This is a genomic window from Streptomyces sp. JLYT201 (assembly GCF_059448825.1).
This window is the reverse complement of sequence record NZ_CM182551.1, coordinates 6313311-6333914: the sequence shown is the minus strand read 5'-3', so window position 1 is coordinate 6333914 and position 20604 is coordinate 6313311. Positions and strand designations below refer to the sequence as shown.

General features: G+C 72.2%; 17 protein-coding genes. 9 read left to right on the top strand and 8 right to left on the bottom strand.

Going from position 1 to position 20604, the window contains the following annotated elements; translation table 11 throughout:
* Nucleotides 1-20 precede the first annotated feature (20 nt).
* The gene (locus AC5WAM_RS26580; RefSeq protein ID WP_495519020.1) at nucleotides 21-851 is read right to left on the bottom strand and encodes an Fpg/Nei family DNA glycosylase; all 831 of its coding nucleotides are present in this window, start codon (nucleotides 849-851) and stop codon (nucleotides 21-23) included.
* Between the two features lie 172 nt (nucleotides 852-1023).
* Nucleotides 1024-1509 (bottom strand): ribose-5-phosphate isomerase, encoded by a 486-nt coding sequence (locus AC5WAM_RS26575; protein ID WP_366790451.1) that lies wholly within the window; start codon nucleotides 1507-1509, stop codon nucleotides 1024-1026.
* A 283-nt stretch (nucleotides 1510-1792) separates the two neighbouring features.
* Between AC5WAM_RS26575 and AC5WAM_RS26570 the strand changes: the two genes are divergently transcribed.
* Both AC5WAM_RS26570 and AC5WAM_RS26565 read left to right on the top strand, forming a co-directional pair.
* A complete protein-coding gene (locus AC5WAM_RS26570; protein ID WP_495519019.1) occupies nucleotides 1793-3247 on the top strand; it encodes an amino acid permease in 1455 nt (484 codons plus the stop codon).
* 198 nt (nucleotides 3248-3445) lie between these two features.
* Complete coding sequence (locus tag AC5WAM_RS26565) at nucleotides 3446-4789, top strand: FAD-binding oxidoreductase (protein ID WP_366790449.1); 1344 nt, start codon at nucleotides 3446-3448, stop codon at nucleotides 4787-4789.
* Between the two features lie 61 nt (nucleotides 4790-4850).
* On the opposite strand, the gene AC5WAM_RS26560 is transcribed toward AC5WAM_RS26565, so the two are convergent.
* Complete coding sequence (locus AC5WAM_RS26560; protein ID WP_366790448.1) at nucleotides 4851-5435, bottom strand: biotin transporter BioY; 585 nt, start codon at nucleotides 5433-5435, stop codon at nucleotides 4851-4853.
* Between the two features lie 309 nt (nucleotides 5436-5744).
* Between AC5WAM_RS26560 and AC5WAM_RS26555 the strand changes: the two genes are divergently transcribed.
* From AC5WAM_RS26555 to AC5WAM_RS26540, 4 genes are all read left to right on the top strand, one after another.
* On the top strand, nucleotides 5745-7169 hold the full coding sequence (locus AC5WAM_RS26555) for an amino acid permease (protein WP_495519018.1): 1425 nt from the start codon (nucleotides 5745-5747) through the stop codon (nucleotides 7167-7169).
* Between the two features lie 234 nt (nucleotides 7170-7403).
* Nucleotides 7404-8810, top strand: a complete 1407-nt coding sequence (locus AC5WAM_RS26550; RefSeq protein ID WP_366790447.1) for an amino acid permease — start codon at nucleotides 7404-7406, stop codon at nucleotides 8808-8810.
* Nucleotides 8811-9041: 231 nt separating this feature from the next.
* Nucleotides 9042-9692: a superoxide dismutase gene (locus tag AC5WAM_RS26545; RefSeq protein ID WP_172388058.1), complete on the top strand. Its 651-nt coding sequence runs from the start codon at nucleotides 9042-9044 to the stop codon at nucleotides 9690-9692.
* A gap of 140 nt (nucleotides 9693-9832) precedes the next feature.
* The gene (locus AC5WAM_RS26540; protein ID WP_144003464.1) at nucleotides 9833-10054 is read left to right on the top strand and encodes a hypothetical protein; all 222 of its coding nucleotides are present in this window, start codon (nucleotides 9833-9835) and stop codon (nucleotides 10052-10054) included.
* A gap of 33 nt (nucleotides 10055-10087) precedes the next feature.
* On the opposite strand, the gene AC5WAM_RS26535 is transcribed toward AC5WAM_RS26540, so the two are convergent.
* The gene (locus AC5WAM_RS26535; RefSeq protein ID WP_366790446.1) at nucleotides 10088-10744 is read right to left on the bottom strand and encodes a mycothiol-dependent nitroreductase Rv2466c family protein; all 657 of its coding nucleotides are present in this window, start codon (nucleotides 10742-10744) and stop codon (nucleotides 10088-10090) included.
* Between the two features lie 147 nt (nucleotides 10745-10891).
* Between AC5WAM_RS26535 and pepN the strand changes: the two genes are divergently transcribed.
* Nucleotides 10892-13480: an aminopeptidase N gene (gene pepN / locus AC5WAM_RS26530; RefSeq protein ID WP_495519017.1), complete on the top strand. Its 2589-nt coding sequence runs from the start codon at nucleotides 10892-10894 to the stop codon at nucleotides 13478-13480.
* A 73-nt stretch (nucleotides 13481-13553) separates the two neighbouring features.
* On the opposite strand, the gene AC5WAM_RS26525 is transcribed toward pepN, so the two are convergent.
* Complete coding sequence (locus tag AC5WAM_RS26525) at nucleotides 13554-14630, bottom strand: S1 family peptidase (protein ID WP_495519016.1); 1077 nt, start codon at nucleotides 14628-14630, stop codon at nucleotides 13554-13556.
* 310 nt (nucleotides 14631-14940) lie between these two features.
* Between AC5WAM_RS26525 and AC5WAM_RS26520 the strand changes: the two genes are divergently transcribed.
* Complete coding sequence (locus tag AC5WAM_RS26520; RefSeq protein WP_366790443.1) at nucleotides 14941-16008, top strand: hypothetical protein; 1068 nt, start codon at nucleotides 14941-14943, stop codon at nucleotides 16006-16008.
* Nucleotides 16009-16116: 108 nt separating this feature from the next.
* Here the strand turns inward: AC5WAM_RS26520 and AC5WAM_RS26515 are convergent, their stop codons facing one another.
* The 3 genes from AC5WAM_RS26515 to AC5WAM_RS26505 form a co-directional block, all read right to left on the bottom strand.
* A complete protein-coding gene (locus AC5WAM_RS26515; RefSeq protein WP_495519015.1) occupies nucleotides 16117-17286 on the bottom strand; it encodes a serine hydrolase domain-containing protein in 1170 nt (389 codons plus the stop codon).
* 111 nt (nucleotides 17287-17397) lie between these two features.
* A complete protein-coding gene (locus AC5WAM_RS26510; protein WP_495519014.1) occupies nucleotides 17398-19149 on the bottom strand; it encodes a TIGR03767 family metallophosphoesterase in 1752 nt (583 codons plus the stop codon).
* 260 nt (nucleotides 19150-19409) lie between these two features.
* Complete coding sequence (locus AC5WAM_RS26505) at nucleotides 19410-19964, bottom strand: CGNR zinc finger domain-containing protein (RefSeq protein ID WP_366790440.1); 555 nt, start codon at nucleotides 19962-19964, stop codon at nucleotides 19410-19412.
* A gap of 156 nt (nucleotides 19965-20120) precedes the next feature.
* Here AC5WAM_RS26505 and AC5WAM_RS26500 point away from each other — a divergent pair, with 156 nt between their 5' ends.
* Complete coding sequence (locus AC5WAM_RS26500) at nucleotides 20121-20576, top strand: VOC family protein (RefSeq protein WP_366790439.1); 456 nt, start codon at nucleotides 20121-20123, stop codon at nucleotides 20574-20576.
* Nucleotides 20577-20604: the final 28 nt, after the last annotated feature.

Here is a 20604-nt window from a genome sequence, read left to right as displayed (position 1 = left end):
GTCGCGCCGCGCGCTCGTCCTCAGGCGCCGGACGGGCCGCGCTGGCACTCCGGGCACCAGAACAGATTGCGGGCGGCGAGATCGGCGGTGCGGATCTCGCCGCCACAGATGTGGCAGGCCATCCGGGCTCTGCGGTACACGTACACCTCGCCGCCGTGGTCGTCCACGCGCGGCGGGCGGCCCATGGCCTCGGGGGTGTGCTCGGGCCGCACGGTGTCGATGCGGTTGTTGCGCACGCCCTCGCGCATCAGCTCCACCAGGTCCGCCCAGATCGCGGTCCACTGGCGGTGCGTGAGGTCCTTGCCGGGCGTGTACGGGTCGATGCCGTGGCGGAAGAGGACCTCGGCCCGGTAGACGTTGCCGACGCCCGCGATGACCTTCTGGTCCATGAGGAGGGCGGCGATGGTGGTGCGGCTGCGGGAGACGCGGCGCCAGGCCCGGTCCGGGTCGTTCTCGCCGTCCTGCGGGCGCAGCGGGTCCGGGCCGAGGCGGGCGTGTATCTCCTGCTTCTCGCCGTCCGTGATCAGCGCGCAGGTGGTGGGGCCGCGCAGGTCGCTGTAGTGGTGGGGGTTCGCCAGGCGCAGGCGGACGGTGTCCGTGGGCGGCGGGGCGGGGGCGTCGCCGAAGGTGTACTTGCCGAAGAGGCCCAGGTGGATGTGGACCCAGCCGGACGCGGCGAAGCCGAGGAAGAGGTGCTTGCCGTGCGCTTCCGCGGTGTCCAGGGGCTGGCCGTGCACGAGGGCCGCGCCGTCGGAGAACTTGCCCTGGGGGCTGGTGGCGTGCACGGGGTGCCCCTGGAACCGGCTCCGGTGATCGGCCGCGAGCCGGTGGATGGTGTGCCCTTCCGGCACGGTTTCGCCTCCTGTCGGGGTCCCTCGCGGGGGCGCCCCGCCGTGTCCATTAGCGCGCTCCGCGCGCGGGCGCCCCTTCCCGAACTGGGGGCTCCGCCCCCAGACCCCCGCTCCTCAAACGCCGGAGAGGCTGGCACTTCAGCGGCGGGTCCGGGGCGAAGCCCTTGTGGGGTCAGGCCTGCGGGTGGTGGGGCGGGACGGGGGGCAGCTCGCCCGAGGTCTCGTAGCGCGACAGCATCTTGATGCGGCGGGTGTGCCGCTCCTCACCGGAGTACGGCGTCGCGAGGAAGATCTCGACGAACTTGGTCGCCTCGGCCTCGGTGTGCATGCGCCCGCCGATGGAGATCACGTTCGCGTCGTTGTGCTCGCGCCCGAGCGCCGCCGTCTGCTCGCTCCAGGCGAGAGCCGCCCGTACGCCCTTCACCTTGTTCGCGGCGATCTGCTCGCCGTTGCCGGAACCGCCGATGACGATGCCGAGGGAGTCGGGGTCCGCGGCCGTCTTCTCCGCGGCGCGGAGGCAGAAGGGCGGGTAGTCGTCCTGGGCGTCGTAGATGTGGGGCCCGCAGTCGACGGGCTCGTGGCCGTGGGCCTTGAGCCATTCGACGAGGTGGTTCTTGAGTTCGTAACCGGCATGATCGGAGCCGAGGTACACGCGCATGGCTCCGAGTGTGGCACGAGCGGCGGCGGGAAGCCGTCGTGGGTCCGGTCTTCGGCCGCTCTTCGGCAGTTCCCCGGCGGTGCTTCGAGGGGGCTCCGGGAGGTCTTCGGCGACTCTTCGGGCGCCGATTGGTTCAGGCCAATCCGGTGTCCGGTCATCGTCAGTGACCGATCGTTCACTCTGCATTCCGCTGAATACAACGATCCGGAGACGGGTCTTTCGTCCCGTACGCCCATGAGCTTTTAATGCGGAAGCTCTTGCCCGTGAACCAAAGGATCTGCCTATGACCTCGCAACCGTCCCTTGCGAAGGAAGACAGCACCCCCGGCGGGCCTGTGAAATCCCAGCCGGGGAGCGGGAACGGCGACGGTGACGGCCTCAAGGCCGGTCTCAAGAACCGCCATCTGTCGATGATCGCCATCGGTGGCGTGATCGGAGCGGGTCTCTTCGTCGGGTCCGCCTCGGGCATCAAGGCCGCGGGCCCCGCGATCCTGGTGTCGTACGCGCTCGTGGGCACCATGGTCGTGCTCGTGATGCGGATGCTCGGCGAGATGGCCGCGGCGCGGCCGTCCTCCGGTTCCTTCTCGGCCTACGCCGACCAGGCCCTCGGGCGCTGGGCGGGCTTCACCATCGGCTGGCTGTACTGGTTCTTCTGGGTCGTGGTGCTCGCCGTCGAGGCGACCGCCGGTGCCGTGATCCTCAACGAGTGGGTGCCCGCGGTCCCGCAGTGGGGCTGGGCGCTCATCGTCATGGTGGTGCTCACGGCCACCAACCTCGTCTCGGTCGGCTCCTACGGCGAGTTCGAGTTCTGGTTCGCGGGCATCAAGGTCGTCGCGATCGGCGGCTTCGTCCTCATCGGCCTGCTCGCCGTGTTCGGCGTCCTGCCCGGCTCGGACAACCCGGGCGACGGCTTCAAGCACCTCACCGACGCGGGCGGCTTCATGCCCAACGGCGCGGGCGCGATCCTCACCGGCGTCCTGATGGTGGTCTTCTCCTTCATGGGCTCGGAGATCGTCACGCTGGCCGCCGGCGAGTCGGAGGACCCGCAGCGCGCCGTCACCAAGGCCACGAACAGCGTCATCTGGCGCATCGGCGTCTTCTACCTCGGCTCGATCTTCGTGGTCATCACGCTCCTGCCGTGGAACGACAAGACGATCGTCAAGGACGGCTCCTATGTCGCCGCGCTGAACTCGATCGGCATCCCGCACGCCGGTCAGGTCATGAACGTGATCGTCCTGACGGCCGTGCTCTCCTGCCTCAACTCCGGTCTGTACACGGCCTCGCGCATGGCCTTCTCGCTCGGCGAGCGCGGCGACGCCCCCAAGGCGTTCGCCCGCACCACCGCCTCGGGCGTGCCGCGCACCGCGATCCTCGGCTCGGTCGTCTTCGGCTTCGCCGCCGTGTGGTTCAACTACCAGTGGCCCGAGACCGTCTTCGACTTCCTGCTGAACTCGTCCGGCGCGGTCGCCCTGTTCGTGTGGCTCGTCATCTGCTTCACGCAGCTGAAGATGCGCGGCATCATCCTGCGCGAGCAGCCGGAGAAGCTCGTCGTGAAGATGTGGCTGTTCCCGTATCTGACCTGGGTCACCATCGGCATGATCTCGTTCGTGATCGTCTACATGCTGTACGACGACGCCGGGCGCAAGCAGATGGTGCTCTCGCTGCTCGTCGGCGCCCTGGTCCTCGGCATCGCCCTGGTCCGCGAGAAGGTGGCGCCCCGGGGGCGGGTCTCCTCGTAACACGAGGGAGCACGCAGGAGTACTCATCGGTTCACGGCGGCGGGGTGCCGTCCGGGCTCAGGTCCGGGCGGCACCCCGCCGCCGTGTGCGGGCGGACCGGCCGAGGTGCGGGGAAACCTGACGGCACCTGTCAGGTTTCGGCGGCAGGGTGACCTCCGTCAGCGCGATCGCCGCGCACCACGCACGACGGAGGAACCCGTGGAACTCAGCGACCCCACCGCCAAGCGACTCACCTTCCGCCCCGGTCAGGAGGGGTACGAGGAGGAGATCGCGGGCTTCCAGACCGGCTTCGCCCAGCGGCCGGACGTGGTCTTCGCCGCGTCGGACGCCGAGGACGTCGTGGCCGCCGTGCGGTACGCGGCCGCCGCGGGCCTGCCCGTGGGCGTCCAGGCCACCGGGCACGGCCTGCCGGACGCCGCGCGGGGCGGCGTCCTGATCAGCACGCGCCGCATGGACTCCGTGACCGTCGACGCCGGGGCGCGCACCGCGCGGGTCGGCGCGGGGGCGCGCTCGGGCCAGGTCGTGGCGGCCGCGGCGGAGCACGGCCTCGCCCCGCTGAACGGCTCGGCGCCGGGCGTGGGTGTCGTCTCGTACACGCTCGGCGGCGGGATCGGCATCCTGGCGCGGGAGTTCGGCTACGCGGCCGACCACGTGCGCGCGGTGGACGTCGTGACGGCGGACGGCACGCTGCGGCACGTGACGGCGGCGGACGAGCCCGAGCTGTTCTGGGGCCTGCTCGGCGGCGGCGCGAACCTGGGCGTGGTGACCGCCCTGGAGATCGGCCTGGTGCCGGTGGCGCGCCTGTACGGCGGGGCCCTCACCTTCGACGGCCGCGCGGTCGACCCGGCGGCGGTCCTGCGCGGCTACGCCGCCTGGGCCGAGACCCTGCCCGACGAGCTGACCTCGTCGCTCGCCGCCCTGGTCTACCCGGACCTCGACCAGCTCCCGCCGCACCTGCGGGGCCGCTATCTGGTGACGGTGCGCATCGCTTACACCGGCACGGCCGAGGACGGGGAGCGGCTCGTGGCGCCGCTGCGCGCGCTCGGGCCGACCGTCTCGGACACCCTGCGCGAGCTGCCGTACGCCCAGAGCCACACGATCCACAACGACCCGGACTTCCCGCACTCCTACTACGGCGACAACCTGATGCTCACCGAGCTGGACCTGCCGGGCGCCGAGCGGCTGCTCGCGCTCACCGGGCCCGCCGCGGACCACATGCACGTCGTCCAGCTCAACCACCTGGGCGGCGCGCTCGCCCGGCCCGTCCGCCACGACAACGCCGTGCCGCACCGGAGCGCGGCCTGGGCGGTGCGGATCCTGTCGCCCCTGGAGGGCACGGACCGCGAGGCGCTGCGGGAGCTGTACGCGCGGGCGTTCGCCCCGCTGGCCCGGCACGCGGTGGGGCGGGCGGTGAACTTCGCGCTGGCGGGCGGCGACCGCCCCGAGGGCGTGTACGACGCGGACACGCGAAAGAGGCTCGCCGGGCTGAAGGCCACGTACGACCCGGCGAACCTCTTCAGGCGGAACTACAACGTCGGCTGAGCCGCCGGGCGGCGGCCCGGGCCGCCCGGCCCCCGTCGCCGGGTCGGCCCTTGTCGCCGGGTCAGCCCTTGTCGCCGAGCAGCTTCCACGACAGCGGCAGCGCGCCCATGGCGAGGGCCGCCTTGAGGGCGTCGCCGATCAGGAACGGCGTGAGGCCCGCGGCGACCGCCTCGGTCAGGGACATGCCGGTGGACGCGGCCAGGTAGGGCACGCCGACGGCGTAGATGATCGCGGAGCCGAGGACCATCGTCCCGGCCGTGTGCAGCACGTTCCGGTCGGCGCCGCGCCGGGCCAGGGAACCCACCGCGGCGGCGGCGAGCATCATGCCGAGGACGTAGCCGAGCGAGGGCATGCCGTAGCCGGACTTGGCCTCGGCGAACCACGGCACGCCCGCCATGCCCACCAGGGCGTACAGCGCGAGCGACAGGAAGCCTCGGCGCGCGCCGAGCGCGGTGCCGACCAGGAGCGCGGCGAAGGTCTGCCCCGTCACCGGCACCGGCGAGCCCGGCACGGGCACGGAGAGCTGGGCGGCCAGGCCGGTGAGCGCGGCGCCGCCGAGCACGAGGGTCGCGTCGCGCAGACGGGAGGCGGGGATCAGGTCGGCCAGGACCTGGCCCGGGCGGGTGGTGGCGGCGGCTGTGCTCATCGGGACTCCGCGGTTCTGGGACGTCTGGGGGCAGGTGGTGCGTGGGACGACCTGACCCTAACCCCGGGGCGGGCACCCCATCAGGGGGCGCGGATGACAAAGGGAGCGGCTCCGGCTTGGTGGGCTCCGTACAAAGGGCACGGCCCACACCCGGCCGGGCGTGATGCTGGTCACGGAGGTCAGGAATGCCGGGGCCGGGTTTTGCGTTCAGGGGCACGCGCCGGTGAGACTGTGGAGTCTCACCAACTCGCCTCTGAGCACCACGCGCACCCCGAGCACCACGAGCACCCTGAGAGTCAGCTGAGCCCGATGCACGATCACCAGCGGCCCGACTCGGGGGTGTCCTCGACGGCTCCCGCGGACCCCTTCGGCCCCGCCGAGCCCCTCGGCGGCGGCCTCAAGCAGCGCCACCTGACCATGCTGGGCCTCGGCGGCGTCATCGGGGCCGGCCTGTTCGTCGGTTCGGGCGCCGGGATCGCGGTCGCCGGGCCCGGCATCGTCCTGTCGTATCTGATCGCGGGCGCGCTCGCGATGTGCGTGATGCGGATGCTCGGCGAGATGTCGGCGGCGATGCCCTCCTCGGGCGCGTTCTCCGTGCACGCCGAGCGGGCCCTGGGCCGCTGGGCCGGGTTCTCGGTCGGCTGGATGTACTGGTTCCTGCTCGTCGTCGTGCTCGCCGTGGAGGCGACGGGGGCGGCGCGGATCGCGCACGCGTGGGTGCCGGGCGTGCCGCAGTGGGCGTGGGTGCTCCTCTTCATGGTGTTCTTCACCGGCGCCAACCTCGCGGCGGTGAAGAACTTCGGCGAGTTCGAGTTCTGGTTCGCCGCCCTGAAGGTCTTCGCGATCGTCGCGTTCCTGGTGCTCGGGCTCCTCGCGGTCTTCGGGCTGCTCCCGGACACCGACCCGGTCGGGTTCACCCACCTCACCGGCGAGGGCGGCTTCCTGCCGCTCGGCTGGGACGGGGTGGTCTCCGGCGTGGTCGTGGTCCTCTTCGCCTTCGGCGGCCTGGAGATCGTCACGATCGCGGCCGCCGAGTCCGACGACCCGGTGCGCGCCGTGGCCCGCGCGGTGCGCAGCGCCGTGTACCGCATCCTCTTCTTCTACGTCGGCTCGATGCTCGTCATCGTGACGGTGCTGCCGTGGACGGCGCAGCAGGCCGGGTTCAGCCCGTATGTGAAGGTGCTCGACTCCATCGGCGTCCCCGCGGCCGGGACCCTGATGAACATCGTGGTGTTCGTGGCGCTCCTGTCGTCCCTGAACGCCAATCTGTACGGCGCCTCGCGCATGGTCTTCTCGCTCGCCGAGCGCGGCGAGGCGCCGCGGGGCCTGCTGAAGGTGTCGCGGGGCGGGGTGCCGCGGCGCGCGGTGCTCGCCTCGGTGGCCTTCGGCTTCGTCTCGGTGCTGCTCAATCTGAAGTGGCCCGACTCCGTCTTCCTCTACATGCTCAACTCGGTCGGCGCGGCCCTCCTCTTCGTCTGGGCGCTGATCGCCGTCTCGCAGCTGCGCCTTCGCCGCCGCATCGAGCGCGAGGCACCGGAGCGGCTGACCCTGCGGATGTGGTTCTTCCCCTGGCTGACGTGGGCGGCGCTCGCCGGGATGGGCGTGGTGATCGCGCTGATGCTGCGCGACGACGGCGCGCGCCCGCAGCTGCTGTGGTCGGCGGGCGCCACGGCGGCGGTGATCGCCGTGGCGCTGCTGCGGGAGTGGGCGACGCGTCGTACGCGCCGTACGTAACTCTTCTACGAACGGCGTATGACACCGGCGCGACATCACGGCCGGAACACCCCGCCGGATCACGCGAGTATGACGAAATCGTGAAGACGTCTTCACCTTGTGTGAGCGTCGTGTCCGTATACCGGTCAACTGTTCCCTGTGAGCGGTGCCAGTGCTCAGACTGTGCCCCACTTCCCCCTGTGGTTCCCGCGCGGTTCCTTCCTTCCGTCTCCCCGCTAGCGAACAGGGACGCCCATGTCTCAGACGTCCGTGAAAGACGCACCACCCCAGGCCGACGCACCTCTCGGGCACGGCCTCAAGCAGCGTCATCTGTCGATGATCGCCCTCGGCGGCGTCATCGGCGCCGGGCTCTTCGTGGGCTCCGGGAAGGCCATCGCCGCCGCGGGGCCCTCGATCATCCTGGCCTACTCGCTGTCCGGCGCCCTGGTCATGCTCGTCATGCGCATGCTGGGCGAGATGGCGGCGGCCAACCCCGCGTCCGGCTCCTTCTCCGTGCACGCCGAGCGGGCCCTCGGCCCCTGGGCCGGGTTCACGGCGGGCTGGTCCTTCTGGTTCCTGCTCTGCGTGGCCGTCGGCCTCGAAGGCATCGGCGCCGCGCAGATCGTGCACGGCTGGGTGCCCGGCGTGCCCGAGTGGGCCTGGGTCGCCCTCTTCATGCTGATGTTCTGCGCCACGAACCTCGCGGCCGTGAAGAACTTCGGCGAGTTCGAGTTCTGGTTCGCCGCCCTGAAGATCACCGCGATCGTCCTCTTCCTCGCCATCGGCGTGCTCGCGATCCTCGGCTGGCTCCCCGACACCGAGGCGCCGGGCAGCACCAACCTCACCGGGCACGGCGGCTTCATGCCCAACGGCGTGGACGGCCTCATCGTGGGCCTGCTCGCCTCCGTCTTCGCCTACGGCGGCCTGGAGACGGTCACCATCGCGGCCGCCGAGTCCGAGCACCCCGTCCAGGGCGTGGCCAAGGCCGTGCGCACCGCGATGTGGCGCATCGCCATCTTCTACATCGGCTCCATGGCCGTCGTCGTGACGCTGCTCCCCTGGACCTCCGAGGAGGTCGCCACCAAGGGCCCGTACGTCGCCACGCTCGACCACCTCGGCATCGACGGCGCGGGCCAGATCATGAACGTCGTCATCCTGATCGCCCTGCTCTCCGCGATGAACGCCAACATCTACGGCGCCTCCCGCATGGCCAACTCGCTCGTCCAGCGCGGCCAGGGCCCGAAGGCCCTGGGGCGGCTCTTCAACGGCGTGCCGCGGATCGCGGTCCTCACCTCGTCGGCCTTCGGCTTCCTGTGCGTGCTGCTCAGCTACTGGCGGCCCGACGACATCTTCCAGTGGCTGCTCAACACCATCGGCGCGATCATCCTCGTCGTCTGGTTCTTCATCGCCGCCGCCCAGCTGCGGCTGCGCAAGAAGCTGGAGCGCGAGGCCCCCGAGACGCTCGTCGTGAAGATGTGGCTCTTCCCCTGGCTGACGTACGTGGCGCTCGCCGGGATGGCCACCGTGTTCGTCCTGATGGCCCGCGAGGAGGAGACCCGTACGCAGCTGTACTACACGGGCGGTCTGACGCTGCTCCTGATGGTCGTGGGCTACGTACGGCAGAAGATGGCGGAGGGCCGCGAGACGGCGCCGAGCGCCTGATCCGACGCGCCCCGCCGACGGCCGGAGGCCCGGTCCACACGTGTGGACCGGGCCTCCGGCCGTTCCCGCTCCCGGGCGCGCCGGGGCTCGCGACCTAGGGCCAAGGGCTGATCAACTTCCGGCACCTCCTGCTGCTAGCCTGCACTTGCACATAGGTCGCAATAAGAGGTGCACCGCGGCACCGGGCGATACGGCACGGTCCCCCGCGGAGCACGGTCGGAGGGCTCACTGATGGCCATTTACACGCTCCCTGAACTTCCGTACGACTACGCGGCGCTGGAGCCGGTGATCAACCCGCAGATCATCGAGCTGCACCACGACAAGCACCACGCCGCATACGTGAAGGGCGCGAACGACACCCTGGAGCAGCTGGCGGAGGCCCGCGACAAGGACGCGTGGGGCGCCATCAACGGCCTGGAGAAGAACCTGGCCTTCCACCTCTCCGGGCACATCCTGCACAGCATCTACTGGCACAACATGAACAGCCCCAAGGACGGCGGCGGTGGCGAGCCCACCCACGCCGACGGTGTGGGCGAGCTCGCGGACGCCATCACCGAGTCCTTCGGCTCGTTCGCCAAGTTCAAGGCGCAGCTGACGAAGGCCTCGGCGACGACGCAGGGTTCGGGCTGGGGCGTGCTCGCCTACGAGCCGCTCAGCAACCGCCTGATCGTCGAGCAGATCTACGACCACCAGGGCAACGTCGGCCAGGGCTCCACGCCGATCCTGGTCTTCGACGCCTGGGAGCACGCCTTCTACCTGCAGTACAAGAACCAGAAGGTGGACTTCATCGAGGCCATGTGGCAGGTCGTCAACTGGCAGGACGTGGCCAAGCGCTACGAGGCCGCCAAGCAGCGCGTGAACAGCCTGCTGCTGGCCCCCTGACGCCGCCTCCTCCTGATGCGTCCTGCCTCGTGATCGTCTTCTCAACCTTCGCGTCGGCAGGCGGATAGAGGAAGGGCCCCCGCGAGGACGTGACTCGCGGGGGCCTTTCGGTATGCCTCGTTCCGGCACACAGTGGCCGCATGTCGCAACCACAGCCGTTGTCCTGCTGGACGTGTGGCACCACCGAACCGCATCGCCCGCTGAGCGAGGCCCAGAAGGCCTGGCTGCGCGGAGCGATCGGCGAGGACTACGTGGAGCACTACTGGATGTGCGCCAAGCCCTCGTGCAGGAACGTGCGCACCTTCATGACCGAGCGGCGCTTCCGGCAGAAGCCCGTGCGGATACCGCGGGGCATCGACTGAGGGCCGGTCGACGCCGGGTCGGCCGAGGACGGGTCAGTCGAAAATGGGGCCCTGGGTGCGCGTGCGCTTGATCTCGTAGAAGCCCGGGGTCGAGGCCACGAGCAGGGTGCCGTCCCAGAGCCTGGCCGCGGCCTCGCCCTTGGGGGCGGGCGTGACGACCGGGCCGAAGAAGGCGATCTGCTCGCCGTCGGCGCCGGGGACGGCGATGACGGGCGTGCCGACCTCCTGGCCCACCTTCTCGATGCCCTCGTTGTGGGAGGCGCGCAGCTCGGCCTCGTACGGGGTCTCGTCCCAGTGGTCGAGGAGGGACTCGGGCAGGCCGACGTCCTTCAGGGCGCCGGCGACGGCCTCCTTGGTGGGGCCCTCGCCCTGGTTGTGGATGCGGGTGCCGAGCGCGGTGTAGAGGTCGCCGAGCACCTGCGCGCCGTGCTCCTGCTGGGCGGCGATGACCACGCGGACCGGGCCCCAGGCCTTGGTCGCCAGCATCTCGCGGTACTCCTCGGGCAGCTCGTCGAGCTTGTTCTCGTTGAGCACGGCGAGGCTCATCACGTGCCAGCTGACCTCGATGTCGCGGACCTTCTCGACCTCAAGGACCCAGCGGGAGGTCATCCAGGCCCAGGGGCAGAGCGGGTCGAACCAGAAGTCGACGGGGGTCTTGCCGTTCTCGGTGGTCGCAGAGGACGCGGACATGTCTCTCCCTAGGGAATGTGTGCGAAGCCTGGCCAGGGCAACGTCGGGGGTGTGGCAGGGCATTCCCGGATGTCCGCCGACCGGGGCACGTGCGAGGATCAGAGGCATTCGAACGAGAGTCATGCGAGCCACGAGGGAGTGCCGCCCGTGCCCGGTGAGAATCTGTCCCGCGACGAGGCCCAGGAGCGGGCCGCGCTGTTGTCCGTCGACGGGTACGAGGTCTTCCTCGACCTGCGGTCGGCGGTCGGCGACAGCCAGGAAGGCGACACCACGCCGCGCACCTTCCGCTCCGTCACGACGATCCGCTTCCGCTGTGCCGAGGCGGGCGCGGCGAGCTTCGCGGACCTGATCGCCCCGAGCGTCACGGCCGTCTCGCTGAACGGCAAGGACCTGGACCCGTCCGAGGTCTTCGACGGCAGCCGCATCGCGCTGGAGGACCTGCGCGAGGAGAACGAGCTGGTGGTGGACGCCCAGTGCGCCTACAGCCGCACCGGCGAGGGCATGCACCGCTTCGTCGACCCGGAGGACGGCGAGGTCTACCTCTACACGCAGTACGAGCCCGCGGACTCCCGCCGCGTCTTCGCGAACTTCGAGCAGCCCGACCTGAAGGCCCCCTTCCGCTTCTCCGCACGGGCCCCCGAGGGGTGGACGGTGTGGAGCAACGGCGCGGGAGAGCAGGTCGACGGGGTCTGGCAGTTCGCCGAGACCAAGCCCATCTCGACGTACATCACGGCGGTCGTCGCGGGCCCGTACCACTACGTGACCGACTCCTACGAGCGCGTCTTCGAGGACGGCACCCGGCTGGAGATCCCCCTCGGCGCGATGTGCCGCAAGGGCCTGGCCAAGCACTTCGACGCGGACGACGTCTTCCTGGTCACCAAGCAGGGCCTGGACTTCTTCCACGACCACTTCGACTTCCCCTACCCCTTCGGGAAGTACGACCAGGCCTTCGTGCCGGAGTACAACCTGGGCGCGATGGAGAACCCGGGCTGTGTGACCTTCCGCGAGGAGTTCATCTTCCGCGGCAAGGTGACCCAGGCGTCGTACGAGCGCCGGGCGAACGTCATCCTGCACGAGATGGCGCACATGTGGTTCGGCGACCTGGTCACCATGCGCTGGTGGGACGACCTGTGGCTGAAGGAGTCCTTCGCCGACTTCATGGGCTCCTTCTCGATGGTCGAGGCGACCCGGTTCACCAACGGCTGGATCACCTTCGCCAACAACCGCAAGGCGTGGGCGTACCGCGCCGACCAGCTGCCCTCCACCCACCCGGTCACGGCCGACATCCGCGACCTGGAGGACGCCAAGCTGAACTTCGACGGGATCACGTACGCCAAGGGCGCCTCCGTCCTCAAGCAGCTCGTGGCGTACGCGGGCCGCGACGCCTTCCTGGAGGGCGCCCGGCGCTACTTCAAGCGCCACGCGTACGGCAACACCCGCCTCGGTGACCTGCTCTCGGTCCTGGAGGAGACCAGCGGGCGCGACATGGCGGCCTGGTCGCGGGCCTGGCTGGAGACGGCGGGGGTCAACTCCCTCACCCCGCAGGTCACCCTGAGCGCGGAGGGCCGCGTCACGGAGCTCGCCGTCGTCCAGGAGGCGGCCGAGAGCCACCCGACCCTGCGCCCGCACCGCGTGGCCGTGGGCCTGTACCGCCGCTCGGAGGCGGGCGACCTCGTGCGGTACGCCCGCGCGGAGGTGGACGTCGAGGGCCCCCGCACCACGGTCGCGGAGCTCGTCGGCGCCGAGGCCCCCGAGCTCGTCCTGGTCAACGACGACGACCTGACGTACTGCAAGATCCGCTTCGACGAGACCTCGCTCGCCACCCTGCGCGAGCGCCTCGGTGACCTCACCGACCCCCTCGCCCGCGCCCTGTGCTGGTCGGCGCTGTGGAACCTCACGCGGGACGGGCTCATGCCCGCGCGGGACTTCGTCGGCCTCGTGCTGCGGTTCGCCGGGCGCGAGACGGACATCGGCGTGCTCCAGATGCTGCACGCCTGGACGGGCACGGCCCACACGCACTACGCCGCGCCCGGCTGGCGCGAGGAGGGCGGGCGGCTGCTCGCCGAGGGCGCGCTGCGGGAGCTCAGGATCGCCGAGCCGGGCAGCCAGCACCAGCTGACGTGGGCGCGGTTCTTCGCCGCCGTGGCCTCCTCGGACGCCGACCTCCAGCTCCTCCAGGGCCTGTTGGACGGCACCGCGAAGATCGACGGCCTCGACGTGGACCAGGAGCTGCGCTGGGCGTTCCAGCTGCCGCTCGCGGTGCACGGGGTGGCGGACGAGCGGGCGCTCGCGGCCGAGCTCTCCCGCGACGACACGGCGTCCGGCAAGCGCCACCAGGTCCGCTGCCTGGCCGCGCGGCCGTCGGCGGCGGTCAAGGCGCAGGCCTGGGCCTCCGTGGTGGAGTCGGACGCGCTGTCCAACGCCCTGGTGGAGGCGACGATCTCGGGCTTCGCCCAGCCCTCGCAGCGGGCGCTCGTCGCCGAGTACGCCCCGAAGTACTTCGCCGCCATCGAGCGGGTCTGGGCGGAGCGGTCCATCCAGATCGGCATGGACGTGGTGCGGGGCCTGTTCCCGCACCTCCAGGACAGTCCGGAGACGGTGGCCGCGGCCGACGCGTGGCTCTCCGCGCACGAGTCGGCCCCGCCGGCCCTGCGCCGCCTGGTCCTGGAGTCCCGCGACGACCTGTCCCGGGCCCTGCGCGCGCAGGCCTGCGACACCGGCGCCACCGAGGGGTAGCGGTCCCGCCCGGAATGTCCCGGGCCGGGACCGCGGCAGCGCGGTCCCGGCCCGGGGTCCCGGAGACCGGGTGTCAGCCGATCTGTGCTCCGTAGCGCGAGAGCGCGTCCACGACGGGCGCGAAGTAGGTCCGGCCGCCGCTGGAGCAGTTGCCGCTGCCACCGGAGGTGAGACCGAGCGCGCTGGTGCCCGCGAACATCGAGCCCCCGCTGTCGCCGGGCTCGGCACAGACGTTGGTCTGGATCAGACCGTTGACCGTGCCCTGGGGGTAGGAGACGGACGCGTTGAGACGCTGCACGCTGCCGCCGTGCACCTGTGTGGTGGAGCCGCTGCGCTGTACCTGCTCGCCGACCACGGCCTGGCGGGCCCCGGTGATCTGCTGGGAGCCGCCGTTGTAGAGGTTGACCTCGCTCGGGTGGGCGACGTTCGCGGTGTACTTCACGATGGCGTCGTCGCGCCCGGGGAAGCCGTAGTCCTCGACCTGGGCGATCACGGGCCCGCCCCGGGTCTCGGACCAGCTGGTGCCCGCGAGGGAGGCGCAGTGGCCCGCGGTGAGGAAGTAGGGCTGGCCGCCCTTGACGACGTTGAAGCCCAGCGAACAGCGGCCGCTGGAGCTCCAGATGGCGTCGCCGCCGCGGATGAGGGGCTGGAACTTCCCCGCGGCGCGCTCCAGGACCGCCTTGCCGTCCTGGGCCGCCACGCGCTGCTTCAGCCGGTCGAGGGCGGCGCCCCTGACCGTGGAGTCGGCGGTGACGACCACCTTGTTGAGGACCGGGTCCGTGGCGCGTGCCGTGCCGGGGACCGCGCGCTCGCCCAGGGCCCGCTGGACGGCGTCCAGTTGGGCCTGGGAGTGGGTGACCGTCCGCGGCTCGGCTCCGGCGGCGCGGACCCGGTCGGCCGCGGCCTCGTCGAGGACGTTGACGACGAGCTTCTTGGCGGGGGCGTCGTAGTAGGCGCCCGCGGTGCCGGTGGGGAAGCCGTCGGTCAGGGAGTCGGCGAGCCTGCCCGCCGCGGCGGCGCCGACGGCCTTCGGAGTGGGGTCCGGGGCAGCCGAGCTGGTGGTCGCCGCGGTGAGGGTGCCCGCGACCAGGGCGGCGACGCCGATGCCGGTGAGGACGAGGCGCCGTGTGGTTGCTCGTGGGGGTGTCACTCAGTACCTCCATGGGGGGATGGAGCCGTCCAAGTCGGGTGCGGCCTCGGGGAGTTACCGGTTCCTGGCACGGACCGCCGACGGATTACGTCGCGTTCATGCCAAGCATCGCGCCGAGTATGACGACGGGGCCGACCGCCCACAAGGGGGTGGCACGGAAAAGCGGACGCACTCCGTCCCCGCCGACCGCCCCCCGAACCGCACCTTTTCGGTCCTCGAACTCCCGTACTTTAGGACGGGCTTGTCCGGTTTTGTCGACGGGACTGTAACAGCGGTTAGGGGGCGGACCGGCACCGGGAATGGCCACGGCATGAACCACAACACCCCGCTCTCCCCCCGCCCCCTGCGCCACCTCGCCGACGCCCAGCGCCGCGTCCTGAGCGCGGCCCAGCTGCGCGCGCACGGCGTCGGCCCCGCCGAGATCAGCGCGCACTGCCGCCCCGGCGGCCCCTGGCAGCAGCTCCTCCCAGGTGTCCATCTGCTCCACCCGGGCCCGCCCACCAGCGAGGAGCGGCTGCACGGCGTGCTGCTCTACGCCGGGCGGCCCCCGGCCAAGGAGTCCCGGGCGATCCCCGCGCAGCCGCGGCCCGGCGAGCCGCACGCGGGCTACGCCGACGCGATGATCACCGGGCTCGCCGCCCTCACCCTGCACCGCTTCTCCTCCACGCCGCCGCTGCTCTCCCTGGACCGGATCGACGTCCTGGTCCCGCGCACCCGGCGGCTGCGCTCGACCGGCTGCGCCCGCCTCGTCCGCGCGCACACGCTGCCCACACCGCTGCAGATCACCGGCGTGCCGGTGGCGCCGGTGGCGCGGGCGCTCGCCGACGCCGTCGCCCACCTGGCCGAGGCGCGCGCGGTGCGGCGACTGCTCACCGAGGCGGTGCGCGGCGGCCACTGCGAACCGACCGCCCTGGTGGCCGAGTTGAACCGGGCGCGGCTGCTCGGCCGCCCGCACGTGGTGGACGCCGTGGACTCGCTGCTCGCCGAGGGCCGCGCGATCGCCGAGGACCGGCTGCACGCCCTGGTCCACGACCACGGGCTCCCCGATCCGCTGTGGAACGTGGATCTGCGCCTTCCGGGCGGGCCGCACCTGGGCGGCGTCGACGCGTACTGGCCCGAGCAGGCCGTGGCCGTGGAGCTGGACACGCGGGCGCCGCGGCACGGCCGCACGGGACGCACGGAGCTGGAGGACGACGAGCAGTGGTCCGAATACGCCCGCAAGCGCGAGCACTTGGAGCGGCTCGGCGTCACCGTCGTCCACATCACCCCGAAGAAGCTGCGGGACGCGCCCGAGCAGCAGGCGGCGGTCGTCCTGACGGCGCTGATGGCCTCCTGTGACCGGGATCCGGCGGCGTACATCGTGGTCCTGCCCAGATAGCCCGGCCGTCCGTGCCCGCGAGGCACGGGGCGTGCCCGCGAAGGGGGGTGCGGGGGCGGAGCTCCGGACGGCGGGGCTCCGCCCCCGCGCGGGTGCGCGCGGCGGCGGTCAGGCGCCGCAGAACTCCGCGGCCAGGATCCGGTCCTGGCCGCCCGCCCAGTCGCCGTTGAAGTTGAACGTCAGGGCGTGCCCGCCGTCGGCCGTGGTCAGGGCCAGGGACAGCGAGCCGTGGATGCCGCCGCCGTGGCCCCAGACGACCGTGCCGCAGGGCAGTTCGAGCCGCAGCAGGCCGAGGCCGTAGCGGCCGCCCGCGCCCTCCTTCCCCCGAGTGGGGACCGTCCTCTTCATCGCGGCGAGCTGCCGGGGCGGCAGCAGCTCGCCGCGCAGCAGGGCCGCGTAGAAGCGGTTCAGGTCCGCCGCGTCCGAGACCAGCTCGCCCGCGGCGCCCGCGAGGGAAGGGTTCAGCTCGGTCACGTCGTACGTCCTGCTCCCGACGGCGCCGGAGAGCTTGGAGTACGCGCGCGAGCCGGGCCGGGGCAGGGTGGGCCTCGTGCCGGGCACGGAGGTGGCGCGCAGGTGCAGGGGGGTGACGATGCGGTCGCGGATCTCGTCCCCGTAGGGCCGCCCGGTGACCTTCTCGATGACCATTCCGGCGACGACGTAGTTGGTGTTGGAGTAGGCCCAGCCGCGGCCGGGGGCGAAGTCCGGCGCGTGGCGCAGCGCGAGCGCGACCAGGGCCGCCGGCCGCCAGGTGCGGTGGCGGTGCGCGAGGAACTCCGGGGTGGTGAGCCGTCGGTGGAAGTCCGGGTCCTCGCTGTAGTCGTGGATGCCGCTGGTGTGGTTGAGGACCTGTCGGACGGTGATCCGGTCGCCGTCGTGGCCGTTGCCCTCGATCACGCCGGGCAGCCACGCGCCCACCGCGTCGTCGAGGTCGAGCCTGCCCTCCGCCTCCAGCTGGAGCAGCACGGTCGCCACGAACGTCTTGGTGATGCTGCCCGCGCGGAACCGGTCGTGCGCGCCGCGCGGGGTGCCCGTCCGCAGGTCGCCGACGCCCGCGGCGCCGCTCCACGGGCCGTGCCGGTCCCGTGCCTGGGCCGTCGCGCCGGGGACGCCGCCGCGTACGGCGGCCGCCAGGGCGGCCCGGGTCCCGCGGTGGTCCCGGTCCGCGCCGGGCGTCGCGGCCGCGGGGGCGGTCAGGGCCCCCGCCACCGTGGCGACCAGGGCTGCCGCCGCCGCGCACCCCTTGCGCACCGGCGTGAGCCGTCTCCGCACCGCCATGGGTCGCCGTCCCTTCGTCCGCTTCGTCCGCCCGTTACGCAGGGCAGAACTCCGCCCCGGCCGGGAAGTCACGGGCGGGGCGGTCGGGCGGGGCGGTCGGGCGGGGCGGGGTCAGCGCTTGCGGAGGACGAGTTCCGTGTTGCGGTCGCCCGGTTCGCCGCCGAGGGCGGGCTTGGCGCCCGGGGCGTTGAAGGCCAGTTCGCGGTAGAGCGCGGCGAGTCCGGTCTGGGAGAGGTCGGCGAAGTCCGTGCGGTGCGGGGCCGCCGACTCGATCAGGGTGGTGAACAGGGACAGCGTGCCGTCGTGGTTGTCGACCAGCTCGATCACGCGCGCGAGCTGCGGGAAGTCCACGTGCGAGGCGGTGGAGACCTCCCAGAGCGAGCCGTGCGGGGTGATGGCGTTCTTGTGGCTGTGGCCGTTCACCCAGGCCAGGACGGAGCGGTGGCGGCGCAGCAGCGCGAGCACCTCGTCGCCGCCGTGCCGGGCCTCGCGCGGGTGGTGCGGATCGGCGACCAGATTGCGCATGGTGCGGCTGGTGTGGTGGCTGAAGACGATGACGTACGAGGCGTCGCCGCTGCGCTCGACGGCCTTCAGGGTCCGCTCCAGCCAGCGCAGTTGGGCGGTGCCGAGCGAGCCCTCGTAGTGGCCGCCCAGGTCGGTGGTGTCCAGGCTGATGCCGAGGACGTCGTCGGTGATGCGGAAGGCGTAGTACTGCGTGCGGTTCGCCAGGTTCTCCTGGGTGTAGCCGTGGCCGACGGGGCCGCGGCCCGCGTGCGCCGGGTCGAGGTGGGCCCGGACGTACTCGGCGGGGGTGAAGGGGGCGCGCGCCGCGTCCGGGGTCACGGACCGCATGCGCCGCTTCTCGGCCCGCAGCACCTCCTTGAAGTGGGCGCCCTTGGGGTCCTGCCCCTTCTTGACGGCCTTCCACAGGGCAGCGCCGCGCGCCGCGTCCAGGGACATCAGCTTCCGGCCGCCGACGGCGAGGTCGGCGAAGTACGAGTCGCCGGGGGCGTAACAGCCGCCGGGCAGGGCGTCGTGGTTGCCGACGGTGGAGTACCAGGGCAGGTTCAGGCCCGGGCTGTTGACCTGCCGGATCGCGGCGTCGAGGAAGCCGTGCAGCTGCGGGAAGCCGACGCGCTTGTCGGCGTCGCGCAGCGCGGCGTCGGGGTGCCAGTACAGCTTCAGACCGCTGTTCTGCACGCCTTCGTAGTGGCGCGGGTCGCCGGAGTTGGGGGTGACGCGGCCGCCGCTCATCACCTTGAGGAACCAGTCGAGTTCGGTGCGCGAGTTGTTGTCCGTGTTGTCGCCGGTCGTCATCACGAAGTGCAGGGGCGCGCCGGTGGCGGGCGCGCCGCGCAGCGCGTTGACCCGCTCGACGAGCGAGACCGCGCCCGCCACGGACAGGGCCTCCTGCGGCCGCCAGGCGCTCGCCGTCTGGGCGCGCAGGTACTCGTACCGCAGCGGATGCTGTACGTCGACCAGGTGCAGGTCCGTGAACTGCACGAACGCGGCGAGCGCGGTGCGGCGCGCCTCCCGGCCCCGGTGGGCGGGGGCGAGGTCGGCGCGGACCACGCGCGGCCAGGCCGGTCCTTCGCCCAGGCGCCGGTAGCCGGCGGTTCCCCGGGGCGCGGCCGCCGAGTGGAGGGTGGTGCCCTTGCGGTAGGGGGCGAGCGGGGCGGCAGGCGCGGGACGGGACACCGCGACCGGGCCGCGCGGGGCGGCGGCCGCCTTCCCGTGGCCTCCCGGCCCCACGGCGTACCCGACGCCCGCGGACAGGGACACCGCGCCCGTCGCGGCGAGGAACGCCCGGCGGTTGACGGCGGCGGTCGTGACGGCGGTGGCGACAGAGCGTATGCGCGACATGGCGCGTCTCCCCGAGTGCGAACGCGTCGGCAGTGGTCGCGGGGAGGTCCGGACCGTGGCTGTCCGGTGCGCTCCCCGCTCGTACTGGATCGTTGGCAGCGGGAGTGACCTGCGCGTTAACGTCGCCACAACGGGTGACGCCGATCACCGTAAGTGGATCTGAGGGACACCCTGCGTGTGCATGCGCATCTCTCCGGGCGGAGGCGCGCCGGTCACGCGCCGTTCACTTCCCGGGGTAGGGGGGCGCCGCGGGGGCAGGTTCAGGGGCGGGTGCGGGCGTAGTGGCGTGAGGCCTTCGCGCGGTTGCCGCAGACGGCCATGCTGCACCAGCGCCGCGTGCCGTTGCGCGAGGTGTCGAAGAAGTGCAGGACGCACGCCTCGTGGGCGCAGCGGCGGATCCGGTCGGGCGCGGCGGACAGCAGGTCCAGGTAGTCGCGCGCGGCGAGCCAGGCGGGCCCCCAGGCCGGGTCGGCGAACTCCGGTTCCTCGGCGGGGCCTTCGGGGGTGAGCCGGGCCCGGATCCGGCCGTGGGCGAGCACCGCGTCGAGGCGGGCGACCGCGGTCGCGTCGCCGCCCGGCTTGCCCGGCAGGTCGACGAGTCCGGCGAGGGCGTCGCGGGCGGCGAGGACGTTCCGCAGCGTCCGCGCGTCGGCGGCGAAGCGCGTGTCGAGGCCGTTCGCGGCGAGCCAGACGGCGAGTCCCTCGGGGTCGGTGAGCAGGTCCTCGCGGGCGCCGTCGTGCATCCAGCGGGTGTTGAGCAGGTCCAGGGAGAGGGGCTCGCCGGTGAGCGGGCGGGGGTCGTGGGCGGCGGGCATGGGCTCTCCCTTCAGAGCTAACCAGTCAAGAGTACGTGAGCGGTTGACGCTCTCGATCTCTAACCACTAATCTAACTTTCAACGGTTAGCCGATCCGGCGCGGAGGACCGACGACTCCCCCGCGCCGCCGGACAGAAGCACGCACAGGGGAGAGTCATGACCACGATCACCGCACCGCCCACCGGTCACATCGGCCTGAACGTCACCGATCTGGACCGCTCGCTCGCCTTCTACCGGGACGTCATCGGCTTCGAGGTGACCGGCGAGGGCGCCGACGACGGCCGCCGCTACGCCTTCCTCGGCCGCGAGGGCACCCTCGCGCTCACGCTGTGGCAGCAGGCGAGCGGCGCGTACGACTCCGGGCGCGCGGGCCTGCACCACCTCTCGTTCGAGGTGGAGTCCGTCGACGTCGTCCGCGACTACGAGCGCGATCTGCGGGCCCACGGCGTGGAGTTCGCGTACGACGGCGTCGTGCCGCACGGCGAGGGCGCGGCGTCCGGCGGAATCTTCTTCCACGACCCGGACGGCACCCGTCTTGAGATCTACACCCGGTCCGGCGCCGACACCGGCACGGCTCCGTCGGGCTCGGCCCCGACCTGCGGCTTCTTCTAGGAGCCCCGCTCCCGCTCCCCCGCTTCCC

Coding starts and splice junctions, on each gene's coding strand:
- AC5WAM_RS26575 (WP_366790451.1), bottom strand. CDS start 1,509: ATGCGCGTGTACCTCGGCTCCGATCATGCCGGTTACGAACTCAAGAAC.
- AC5WAM_RS26570 (WP_495519019.1), top strand. CDS start 1,793: ATGACCTCGCAACCGTCCCTTGCGAAGGAAGACAGCACCCCCGGCGGG.
- AC5WAM_RS26560 (WP_366790448.1), bottom strand. CDS start 5,435: ATGAGCACAGCCGCCGCCACCACCCGCCCGGGCCAGGTCCTGGCCGAC.
- AC5WAM_RS26555 (WP_495519018.1), top strand. CDS start 5,745: ATGCACGATCACCAGCGGCCCGACTCGGGGGTGTCCTCGACGGCTCCC.
- AC5WAM_RS26550 (WP_366790447.1), top strand. CDS start 7,404: ATGTCTCAGACGTCCGTGAAAGACGCACCACCCCAGGCCGACGCACCT.
- AC5WAM_RS26545 (WP_172388058.1), top strand. CDS start 9,042: ATGGCCATTTACACGCTCCCTGAACTTCCGTACGACTACGCGGCGCTG.
- AC5WAM_RS26540 (WP_144003464.1), top strand. CDS start 9,833: ATGTCGCAACCACAGCCGTTGTCCTGCTGGACGTGTGGCACCACCGAA.
- AC5WAM_RS26535 (WP_366790446.1), bottom strand. CDS start 10,744: ATGTCCGCGTCCTCTGCGACCACCGAGAACGGCAAGACCCCCGTCGAC.
- AC5WAM_RS26520 (WP_366790443.1), top strand. CDS start 14,941: ATGAACCACAACACCCCGCTCTCCCCCCGCCCCCTGCGCCACCTCGCC.
- AC5WAM_RS26515 (WP_495519015.1), bottom strand. CDS start 17,286: ATGGCGGTGCGGAGACGGCTCACGCCGGTGCGCAAGGGGTGCGCGGCG.
- AC5WAM_RS26510 (WP_495519014.1), bottom strand. CDS start 19,149: ATGTCGCGCATACGCTCTGTCGCCACCGCCGTCACGACCGCCGCCGTC.
- AC5WAM_RS26505 (WP_366790440.1), bottom strand. CDS start 19,964: ATGCCCGCCGCCCACGACCCCCGCCCGCTCACCGGCGAGCCCCTCTCC.
- AC5WAM_RS26500 (WP_366790439.1), top strand. CDS start 20,121: ATGACCACGATCACCGCACCGCCCACCGGTCACATCGGCCTGAACGTC.